The sequence below is a fragment of the Acidovorax sp. KPB24-07 genome (assembly GCF_057543315.1).
The window spans coordinates 1-10,032 of sequence record NZ_BAAJYS010000132.1 but is presented as its reverse complement, the minus strand read 5'-3'; the positions used below and the strand labels follow the sequence as shown (position 1 = coordinate 10,032).

Below are 10,032 nucleotides of genomic sequence, written 5' to 3'. Positions count from 1 at the left end.
CGTGGCCTCGCTGCTGCTGGTGGTGTTCTCGGTGGGCATCGGCGTGGGTTCGCTGCTGTGCGAGGTGCTGAGCCGCCGGCACGTGGAGATCGGCCTGGTGCCGCTGGGCGCCATCGGCATGAGCGTGTTCGCCATCGACCTGTACTTTGCCTCCCGCTCCCTGCCGCCCGCGCCGGAGATGGGGCTGGGCGCCTTCGTGGGGCAGGCCGCGCACTGGCGCGTGATGGCCGACCTGGCGCTGCTGAGCCTGTTCGCCGGCCTGTACAGCGTGCCCATGTATGCCCTGATCCAGATGCGCAGCCAGCCCACGCACCGGGCGCGCATCATCGCGGCCAACAACATCCTGAACGCGCTGTTCATGATCGGCAGCTCGCTCATCGCCGGCGCGCTGCTGGGCGCGGGCTTTTCGGTGCCGCAGATCTTCCTGTTCACGGGCATCGCCAACGCCATCGTGGCGTTCTACATCTTCCTGCTGGTGCCCGAGTACCTGCTGCGTTTCGTGGCGTGGGTGGCCTCGCGCTTCGTCTACCGCTTCAGGATCCGGGGCGACGAGCACCTGCCCACCCAGGGCGCGGCCATCCTGGTGTGCAACCATGTGAGCTTCGTGGACGCGGTGCTGCTCATGGCGGCCAGCCCGCGCCCGATCTACTTCGTGATGGACCACCGCATCTTCCGCGTGCCGGTGCTCGGCTGGCTGTTCCGCCTGGCCAAGGCCATTCCCATCGCCCCGCAAAAGGAAGATCCCGCGGTCTATGCCGCGGCGTTCGAGCGCGCCGCGCAGGTGCTGCGGGAAGGGGATTTGCTGGCCATCTTTCCCGAGGGTGGCATCACGCGCGACGGGCAGCTGCAGCCGTTCAAGGGCGGGATCATGAAGATCCTCGAGCGCGCCCGCGAAGAAGGCGTGGCGCCCCCGGTGATCCCGATGGCGCTGACCAACCTGTGGGGCTCGTATTTCAGCCGCATCGAGCGGGGCACCGCGATGGCGCGGCCCTTCCGGCGCGGCCTGTTCAACCGGGTGGGTCTGAACGTCGGGCCGGCCGTGCCGGCCACGCTGGTGCAGCCCGATCTGCTGCGCGAACGGGTGGCGGGCCTGCTGGCCGACTGAGCGCTGTCATTGCAGAGGCCCCGCCGCGAAGGCGGGGCGCGCCACCTCAGGTGACGGCGAGCGAGGCCAGGCCCTGCAGCCGCTGTTGCTCGGCCGACGCCTCGTCGGTGTCGTCTTCCTCGCGGGCGCGCAGGCTGGCCTGCACGATGGCATCGGCATCCACCGCGAAGTGCGCCCGCAGGGCGGCGCGCGAGTCGCTGCGGCCGAAGCCGTCGGTGCCCAGCGTCACATAGCGCCGGCCCGGCGGCACGAAGGCGCGCACCATCTCGGGCAATGCCACCACGTAGTCGCTCGCGGCGACGATGGGCCCGGACGTGGGTGCCAGTTGCTGCTCGAACCAGCTGCCCACCGCATCGCGCTCGCCCTGGCGCCAGCCGCGCTCGCAGGCCTGCCCCTCGCGCGCCAGTTCCACGTAGCTCGTCACGCTCCACACATCGGCCGCCACGCCGTGCTGCTGCTCCAGCCGGTCGGCGGCCTTGAGCACCTCGCCCAGGATGGCGCCGCTGCCGAAGAGCTGCACGCGGTGCGCCAGTGCCGGCGCGCCCTGCCGCAGCCGGTACATGCCGCGCACCACGCCGTCGTGCGCGTCGGCGGGCAGGCTGGGGTTGGCCACGTTCTCGTTGGTGACGGTGATGTAGAAGAATTCGTCGATCTGCGCCTCGACCATGCGGCGCATGCCGTGGTCCACGATCACGGCCAGCTCGCCCGCGAAGGCCGGGTCGTAGGCACGGCAGTTCGGAATGGTGGAGGCCATCAGGTGGCTGCTGCCGTCCTGGTGCTGCAGTCCTTCGCCGCCCAGCGTGGTGCGGCCCGAGGTGGCGCCGATGAGAAAGCCGCGCGCCCGCTGGTCGGCCGCGGCCCAGATCAGGTCGCCCACGCGCTGAAAGCCGAACATGCTGTAGAAAATGTAGAACGGCAGCATCGACAGCCCGTGCGTCGAATAGCTCGTGGCCGCCGCCGTCCACGAGGCCAGCGCGCCGGCCTCGGTGATGCCTTCTTCCAGGATCTGGCCGGATTTTTCTTCCCGGTACACCAGCATCGAGGCGTTGTCCTCGGGCTGGTAGAGCTGCCCGAACGGCGCATAGATGCCGACCTGGCGGAACAGCCCCGCCATGCCGAAGGTGCGTGCCTCGTCGGCCACGATCGGCACCACGCGCGGCCCCAGCGCCTCGTCTTTCAGCAGGTTGCCCATCAGGCGCACGAAGGCCATGGTGGTGCTCATGCCCTTGCCGTCGGCCTCCAGCGCAAAGCCCCCGGTGGCCGGCAGCGGCGGCACGGCCACTTCGGGCGCCCGGGCGCGGCGTGCGGGCAGGTAGCCGCCCAGCGCCTGGCGGCGGTCGTGCAGGTAGCGCATTTCGGCGCTGTCGTCGGCGGGCTTGCAGAAGGCGGCGGTGCGGGCCTCTTCGTCGGTCAGCGGCAGGTGGAAGCGGTCGCGGTAGGCCAGCAGTTCGTCGGCGCCCAGCTTCTTGTGCTGGTGCGAGGTCATGCGGCCCTGGCCCACGCTGCCCATGCCGTAGCCCTTCATGGTCTTGGCCAGCACCACGGTGGGCTGGCCGGTGTGGCCGGCCGCGCGCGCGAAGGCGGCATGCACCTTGGCCGGGTCGTGCCCGCCGCGGCGCAGGCGGTCGATGTCGTCGTCCGACAGGTGGGCCACCAGGGCCTGCAGTTCGGGGTTCTTGCCGAAGAAGTGGCGGCGGTTGAAGGCGCCGTCGTTCGCGCTCAGGGTCTGGAACTCGCCGTCCACCGTCTGCGCGAAGGCCCGGGCCAGTGCGTGGCCATGGTCGCGCGCCAGCAGCGCGTCCCATTCGGAACCCCACAGGCATTTCACGACGTTCCAGCCGGCGCCGGTGAACAGCGATTCCAGCTCGTCCACGATGCGGCCGTTGCCGCGCACCGGGCCGTCCAGGCGCTGCAGGTTGCAGTTGATGACGAAGATGCAGTTGTCCAGCCCCTCGCGCGCGGCGAGGGTGAGCGCGGCGATGGATTCGGGCTCGTCCATCTCGCCGTCGCCGAAGAAGCCCCAGACCTTGCGGCCTGCCGTGTCGCACAGGCCCCGGTCGGCCAGGTAGCGCATGAAGCGCGCCTGGTAGATTGCCTTGATCGGGCCGATGCCCATCGAGCCGGTGGGAAACTGCCAGAAATCCGGCATCAGGTAGGGATGGGGGTAGGAGGTCAGGCCCTGGATGCCCTTGGCCTCGGCGGCCAGTTCCTGCCGGTAGTGGCGCAGGGAGTCTTCGCTCAGCCGGCCTTCCAGGTAGGCGCGCGCATAGACGCCGGGCGCGGAGTGCGGCTGAAAATACACCAGGTCGCCGCCGTGCTGCTCGGTGCGCGCATGGAAGAAATGGTGGAAGCCCACCTCGAACAGGTCCGCCGCCGAGGCGTAGCTGGCGATGTGGCCGCCCAGCTCGCCCTGCGCGGCATTGGCCCGCACCACCATGGCCAGCGCATTCCACCGCACGATGGCCGACAGCCGCTGCTCGATCTGCGGGTCGCCCGGGTAGGGCGGCTGTTCCTCCACCCGCACGGTGTTGAGGTACGAGGTGATCCCGGCCGGGCTCCATTGCAGCCCGCGCTGGCGCGCATGGGCCAGCAACGCGTCGAGCAGCGCCGCGGCCCGCTCGCGCCCCTGGCGGGGCTCCCAGGCGGCCAGCAGGCCGTCGAGCGCATCGCACCATTCCTGGACTTCCCCGGGGTCGAGCGTATCGGGCAAGGGGGTGGCGCCGGGCCAGCCGAGTCGTGTCATGGTGCTGCGTTCTCCTGGGGGGATCAACCGTTGCGGAAAAGGAAACTGTAGGCGTTCAGGGCGGGCACGCCGCCCAGGTGGGCATACAGCACCTTGGAGCCTGCCGGAAATTCGCCGTTGCGCACCATCTCGATCATGCCGTGCATCGACTTGCCTTCATAGACCGGGTCGGTCAGCATGGCCTCCTGGCGCGCGCACAGGCGGATCGCCTCCAGCGTGCCCTCGCTGGGCAGGCCGTATTCGGGGCCGCCGTAACGCGTGTCCAACACGATGTCGGCTTCGGTGATGTCACGGCCCAGTTCCACCAGTTGGGCGGTGTTCTGCGCGATGCGCAGGATCTGCGCGCGGGTCTGCTCCGGCTTGGCCGATGCATCGATGCCGATCACCTTGTCCGCCCGGCCATCGGCCGCGAAGCCCACCACCATGCCGGCCTGCGTGCTGCCCGTGACCGAGCACACGACGATGTAGTCGAACTGAAAACCCAGTTCCTTTTCCTGCTGGCGCACTTCTTCGGCGAAGCCGACGAAGCCCAGCCCGCCCTTGGGGTGCTCGGAGCAGCCCGCGGGAATGGGAAATGGCTTGCCGCCGGCCTGGCGCACGTCCTCCATGGCCTGCTCCCAGCTCGGGCGGATGCCGATGTCGAAGCCCGCGGCGTCCAGCCGCACGTCGGCGCCCATGATGCGGCTCATCTCGATGTTGCCCACGCGGTCGTACACCGCGTCGGAGTAGTTCACCCAGTTCTCCTGCACCAGTACGCACTTCATGCCCAGGTGTGCGGCCACGGCGGCCACCTGGCGTGTCTGGTTGGACTGGATGCCGCCGATGGAGACCAGCGTGTCGTAGCCGCCTTCGATCGCCTCGGGAATGAGGTATTCGAGCTTGCGCGTCTTGTTGCCGCCGAAGGCCAGGCCCGAGTTGCAGTCCTCGCGCTTGGCGTACAGATCGACCTTGCCGCCCAGGTGGGCGGACAGGCGCGGCAGCGGCTGGATGGGCGTGGGGCCGAAGGTCAGCGAATGGCGGGGGAATTTCTGCAAGTTCATGGGAAGCATCCTGGCAAAGGGAAGGGCATGGGGGCGAGGCTCCGGCGCCGCGGTGGATTGCTGCTGCCGCGCAGTGGCAGGGGCAATCGACAAGGGCAGTCCGTTGCCTGGAATGGTAGGAAAATGCGGGCGCAACAGGGTTGCAAAAATGGACTGAAAATCGGCCTGAAAAGGGCTGTAAAGCCTGTTTATTTCGACTTCATTGCGGGGAATCATTCATGTGCGCAACAAAATTAAGAAAGCCTGCGATGCCGGCACCCGCCGCCGATCTCACCGGCGAACTGGACCGCACCGACAAGGCCATCCTGCGGGCCCTGCAGCGCGATGCTTCGGTCTCCAACGTGGCGCTGGCGGCCAAGGTCCACCTGAGCGCCCCGGCCTGCCTGCGGCGCGTGGAGCGCCTCAAGCGCCTGGGGCTGATCGACGGGGTGGTGGCGCTGCTCAACCCGCGCGCCGTGGGCGCGGGCATGCTGGTGATGATCGGCGTGGTGCTGGACCGCTCCACGCCCGAGTCGTTCGCCGAGTTCGAGAAGGCCGCCGCCAGGATCTCGGGCTGCATGGAATGCCACGTGGTGACGGGCGAGTTCGACTATTTTCTACTGGTGCGCACCAGGGACAGCGAGAGCTTCAACCGCCTGCATGCGGAGCAGCTGCTTTACCTGCCAGGCGTGCGGCAGGTGCGCTCGTTCATGGTGATCCGCAGCGTGCTCTCGACGACCGAACTGCCCATGGCGATCTGACGCGGGGCCGGAAGGCCGGCGGCGCGCGGCAAGGCGGGAAGATCGGCCCGGGTGGTTTCGCTGCGAGCGGCTCGGCTCATCCACCACGCAGTGGCCATTGGAATGCCTGGGGCGTGACCACCGCCGGGGCGGAGGTCACGGGAGGCTGCCTCAGGGGGTCAGGGCGCCTTCACGACATGCGGAAAGGTCAGCCCATAGTTGGCCGCCACGCCGGGCGTGGCGCTGGGGTTGCTCAGCTTGGTGAAGGCCGTACCGATGAGGGGAATGCCTCTCGCGTCGGGCATCCGGAAGATGGCCCAGCCGTTGGAAAACGTTCCTTGCAGCGTCTTGCGGGCCACGGACGAAGAAACGGCCGACCGGGTGTCCGAGAACGAAAGCACGGACAGTGCGCCGCAGCTTTCGGGTTGCGATGCCGCGTCTGAAATCACGCTTTCCGGGGTGAGGCTGCCATCGCGCGAGCCCATGCGGAAGCTCCAGCTGCCGCCCCGGCTGCAGACACCGTCGCGGACCTGGGTGTTGAGCGAATGGAAGTACTGCTCGCCGCCGCCGCTGGGCGGCACGAGGGAATAGACGCGCTGGTTCGACGGGTCCGACTGGCTGTAGTCCTTGGCCACGCTGTACCGCTTGGTGGGGGTCGCCACGACCCAGTCGGTGCGGGCGGAGATGGAGTCGTCGAGAACGTACTGGTTCTTGAACTCGCGCACGGCCAGCAGCCGGGAGAGATCGCCGGCAGTGGCCCGGGCGCTGTCTGCTGTGGCAGGCAGGTAGACCGGCGTGGAGAGGTCGGGCAGGTCGTTGTAGCGGGCCAGCACGACCGCCGCCGTCGTCGGGAAGGCGGTGTTGCCCTGCGCGTCCTTGTTGCGCGTAGCAAGGCCTGCGGACACCAGCAGGGGGTCGGCGGTGTAGCGCTCCGGCTGCGAGACCGCCGTGTCCGTGGGAGGGAACAGCATGTAGTTGCCGCGCGCCGGCAGGCCCGTGTTGTTGATGGCCTGGATGGCCGTGGCCGCGCCGGAGAACGTGGTGGAGCCGGGCACGTCGATGACGTACCAGGTGGCGCTGAGCTGGCCGCTGGGGGCGGCCAGGCCGCGGCTGGCGGCGACGGCTTCGCTGCTCGTGTCCTGCATCAGCGCGGCATTGAGCACGGATTCGGAGCAGGGCGCGACCTCCTTCACCTGCTGAATGGCAACGGACAGCGCCGACTGGCTGGCGCCGTTGGGGCCATAGAGGGCCGCCTGCGGCACGTCGGCCATCACGATGGCCTCGATGGCGCCCTCGCGGGTGTTGGCCGCCATCACCTCGGGGGTCCATGCGGGGTCCAGCCGGCCCGTGGAGAACGGTTGCGCCACACCCTGCGCGAGGTGCGGCAGCGTGCAGCTGCGGTCGGTGGTGGTCAGTTGCGCCAGGCCGTCGGCACCGGCCGTCACCGCGCCGGTCCACACATCGCCGGGCGACAGCAGCACGTGCACGCTCAGCAGGCTGTCGCCGTTGTTGGCGCCGCGAAAGCGCACCTTCACCACCTTGCCGTTGTCGAGGTCGGTGTTCACCAGGTGCAGCACGCTCATCTGGCCGTTCTGCGCCGTGAAATAGGGCACCAGCAGCGCATGGCCTGCCTGGCCTTCGGCCACCTTGAAGCTGATGGCATCGGTCCCGCCCAACTGCGTGCTGGAAGGCGTGGCGCCGGTGCCGGCGATCACGCCTGCGTGTGCTGCGCCGGCCATGGCCAGCGTGCCGAGCAGGGCGCTGACCGCCCCGGAAATGGTTTTGACTTTCACGGTTTCTCCTGTGATTGGGATGGCAGGTGGGAACGTCTCCGCATCGCCCGTAGGCCGCGCAAAGGCAGCCTGTCACGCGATGGGGTCGGCACGGTGGTGGTGGGATGGGGCCAAAGGCCCGCCCTGGGCGGCCGCTGCATGCAGCAGGCCACCCGCAAATCGAAACCACCGCGCTGAGGATGGGAGCCATGCCGGGCGATGGTGCCCGGCGGCTCCGGCAAGGATCGTGAACCCGTTCCGAGCGCCGGGCCCATGGCGGCCTCAATCGGCCGCCGCCCTGCGTGCGCTCAGGGCGCTTTATACATGTGCGGCATGGTCAGGCCGTAATTGCCCGCGACGCCAGGTGTGGCATTGGGGTTGGTGAGCTTGAGCAGGGCGGCGCCGATGACGGGACGGCCATCCGACGCATTGGTGGCGATGCTGGCCCAGCCGGAGACGAAGGCGTCCGAGCGGGGCTGCGCGGTGATCGAGGCCGAGACGCCGGAGCGGCCCGCCTCCTGGAAGCCCAACGTGGCCACCGTGCCGCAGGCCACCACGGGGCTGAGGGCGGGCTTGGTGCTGGTCTGGCGGTCGAAATAGGTCAGGTTCCACTGGCTGCACACGCTCTCGGGGCTGGTCTTGACCTGGGTGTCGTCGCCCGAGAAATACTGGCTGCCGAGGTCCGAGGGCGGCACCACCGAATACACGCGGGCGACCGCTGGGGGCTGGCTGTAGTCGTAGGCCACGCTGTAGCGCTTGGTGGGCATGGACAGCACCCAGTCCGTTCGGGCGGAAATGGAGGGGTCGGTGGCGTACTGGTTCATCACTTCGGTGGCCGCCAGTTGCGCCGACAGGTCCCCCGCCGTCCTGCGCGCGTTGCGTTCGCCGGCCGGCAGGTAGTAGGGCGTGGACAGGTCGGGCAGGTCGTAGTAGCGCGCCTGGATGACGGCCGCATTGGTGGGCTCGCTGGTTTCGCCGTCGATGTTCTTCACGCGGGTGGCGAAGCCGGCCGAGACCAGCAGTGGGTCGGCGGTGTAGCGCTCAGGCGCGGTGACGGTCTGCGCGGTGGGCGGAAACAGCACGTAGTTGCCCCGTGCATTGCGGCCCGCGTTGTTGACGGCGCGGATCGCGGTGGCGGCCCCCGAGAAGGTGGTGGAGTTGGGCACGTCGATGATGTACCAGGTGCCCGCCACGCCGCCCGTGGGCGTGGCCAGGCCCCGGGAAGCGGCCGTGGCCTCGGTGCTGGTGTCCTCCAGCAGCGCCGCGTTCAGCGCCGCATCGGTGCAGGGGGCCGAACCGTTCACCGGGCGGATGGCCGTGAAGAGGGCGGAGCGCTCCTGCTGGCCCGCGCCATACACGGCGGTGGCGGGAATGTCGGCCGCCACGATCGCCTCGATGGCGCCTTCGCGGGTGTGGTTGGCCTGCACGTCGGTGGTCCACAGGGGGTTGAGCCGTTCGGTCACGAAGGCTTGCGCCACGCCGGGCGCGAGCCGGGGCGAGGTGCAGGTCGCATCGGCGGTGGTGAGCTGCGCGATGCCGTTGGCACCGGCCGTCACCGCGCCGGTCCAGACGTCGCCGGGGGCCAGCAGCACCGTCATGTGCAGCAGGCCATCGCCGTTGTTGGCGCCGCGAAAGCGCAGCTTCACGGCCTTGCCGTTGTTCAAGTCGGTGTTGACCAGGTGCAGCACCGTCATCTGCCCGTTCTGCGCCGTGAAGTAAGGCACCACGAGGCTGTGGCCGGGGCCGCTTTCGGCGATGGCATAGGTGGTGGCATCGGTGGCGCCCATCACGCTGCTGGAGGGCGTGCCCCCCGTGCCGGCGATGACGCCGGCCAGGGCGCTGGAGGCGAAGCCGGCGCTGCACAGCAGGGCGCACGCGGCCGCGATCTTCTGGATAGGCATGCGGGGTCCTTCGGAGGGAGAGCCAATGATGGCGGCAGATTACCGCAATCCGCACGGCTGTGGCACTCGCCGAGGGACTGGGGAAGCAGGGAAAGTATCGCCACGCGATACCAGGCAGCCGAAAGCCCGCCACCCGTGCATTCCAGGGCGGGCCGGGGTGGGCGGCCTGCGCATGATCCGCCCCATGTTCCACCACGGGCCGCAAGCCCTTCTCTCCATGTCACACCCCTTTGCTCCTTCGCCCCTGATCCAGCGTGATACACCCGCCTGGCGCCTGCAGGTCTGGGTCTCGTTCGGCATCGCCGTGTTCTGCTGCGCGGTGGGGCTGGCGTGGCTGCCAGGGGTGGCCATGGAGCGGGCCTTCATGGTGATGGGTTACGTCTTTTGCCTCTCGGCCGTGTTCATGCTGGCGAAGTTCGTGCGGGACAACCAGGCGCGCCACGGTGCGGACACGCCGATGTTCAAGCTGGTCGTCTGGGGCGCGTTCGCGGTGGCCGTGGGCCTCACGGGCTGGGGCCTGTGGAGCATGGACATCAACCCCACCTACCAGGCCTTCCTGGGCGTGAGCTGGCTCTATCTGATCACCACTGCCTTCACGCTGGCCAAGATGCTGCGCGACCGCCACGAGGCGGACCTGGCGGACGCCCGCTGGCAAGGCCGCCGCGAGGCCTCCATGCCAGCCGGCGGCACCCCTTCCGCACCGGCCGCCGCCCCGGACAAGGCGGGCAAGGCGGCGGCGGAGTGACCCCCGG

7 protein-coding genes are annotated in these 10,032 nt (G+C 69.2%); 3 read left to right on the top strand and 4 right to left on the bottom strand.

The features are described from left to right. The coding region (locus AC27IQ_RS14155; protein ID WP_487089844.1) for a 1-acyl-sn-glycerol-3-phosphate acyltransferase at window positions 1–1,105 on the top strand (1,105 nt) is incomplete at its 5' end. Between the two features lie 46 nt (window positions 1,106–1,151). On the opposite strand, the gene mdeB is transcribed toward AC27IQ_RS14155, so the two are convergent. After that, window positions 1,152–3,848 carry an alpha-ketoglutarate dehydrogenase gene (gene mdeB / locus AC27IQ_RS14150; RefSeq protein WP_487089843.1) on the bottom strand — a complete coding sequence of 899 codons (2,697 nt, stop codon included), beginning with the start codon at window positions 3,846–3,848 and terminating at the stop codon, window positions 1,152–1,154. 23 nt (window positions 3,849–3,871) lie between these two features. Continuing rightward, a complete protein-coding gene (locus AC27IQ_RS14145; RefSeq protein ID WP_272566827.1) occupies window positions 3,872–4,888 on the bottom strand; it encodes a 1-aminocyclopropane-1-carboxylate deaminase in 1,017 nt (338 codons plus the stop codon). 218 nt (window positions 4,889–5,106) lie between these two features. Between AC27IQ_RS14145 and AC27IQ_RS14140 the strand changes: the two genes are divergently transcribed. After that, entirely contained in the window at window positions 5,107–5,628 is a 522-nt protein-coding gene (locus tag AC27IQ_RS14140) for an Lrp/AsnC family transcriptional regulator (protein WP_487089842.1), read from the top strand. A gap of 158 nt (window positions 5,629–5,786) precedes the next feature. Here AC27IQ_RS14140 and AC27IQ_RS14135 read toward each other — a convergent pair whose 3' ends face one another. Together AC27IQ_RS14135 and AC27IQ_RS14130 are read right to left on the bottom strand one after the other, a co-directional pair. After that, complete coding sequence (locus AC27IQ_RS14135) at window positions 5,787–7,400, bottom strand: surface layer protein NpdA (protein ID WP_487089841.1); 1,614 nt, start codon at window positions 7,398–7,400, stop codon at window positions 5,787–5,789. Window positions 7,401–7,687: 287 nt separating this feature from the next. Then, window positions 7,688–9,280 carry a surface layer protein NpdA gene (locus AC27IQ_RS14130; protein ID WP_487089840.1) on the bottom strand — a complete coding sequence of 531 codons (1,593 nt, stop codon included), beginning with the start codon at window positions 9,278–9,280 and terminating at the stop codon, window positions 7,688–7,690. Between the two features lie 217 nt (window positions 9,281–9,497). Here AC27IQ_RS14130 and AC27IQ_RS14125 point away from each other — a divergent pair, with 217 nt between their 5' ends. Continuing rightward, complete coding sequence (locus AC27IQ_RS14125; RefSeq protein ID WP_487089839.1) at window positions 9,498–10,025, top strand: YiaA/YiaB family inner membrane protein; 528 nt, start codon at window positions 9,498–9,500, stop codon at window positions 10,023–10,025. The last annotated feature ends 7 nt before the right edge of the window (window positions 10,026–10,032 follow it).

Coding starts and splice junctions, on each gene's coding strand:
- mdeB (WP_487089843.1), bottom strand. CDS start 3,848: ATGACACGACTCGGCTGGCCCGGCGCCACCCCCTTGCCCGATACGCTC.
- AC27IQ_RS14145 (WP_272566827.1), bottom strand. CDS start 4,888: ATGAACTTGCAGAAATTCCCCCGCCATTCGCTGACCTTCGGCCCCACG.
- AC27IQ_RS14140 (WP_487089842.1), top strand. CDS start 5,107: ATGTGCGCAACAAAATTAAGAAAGCCTGCGATGCCGGCACCCGCCGCC.
- AC27IQ_RS14130 (WP_487089840.1), bottom strand. CDS start 9,280: ATGCCTATCCAGAAGATCGCGGCCGCGTGCGCCCTGCTGTGCAGCGCC.
- AC27IQ_RS14125 (WP_487089839.1), top strand. CDS start 9,498: ATGTCACACCCCTTTGCTCCTTCGCCCCTGATCCAGCGTGATACACCC.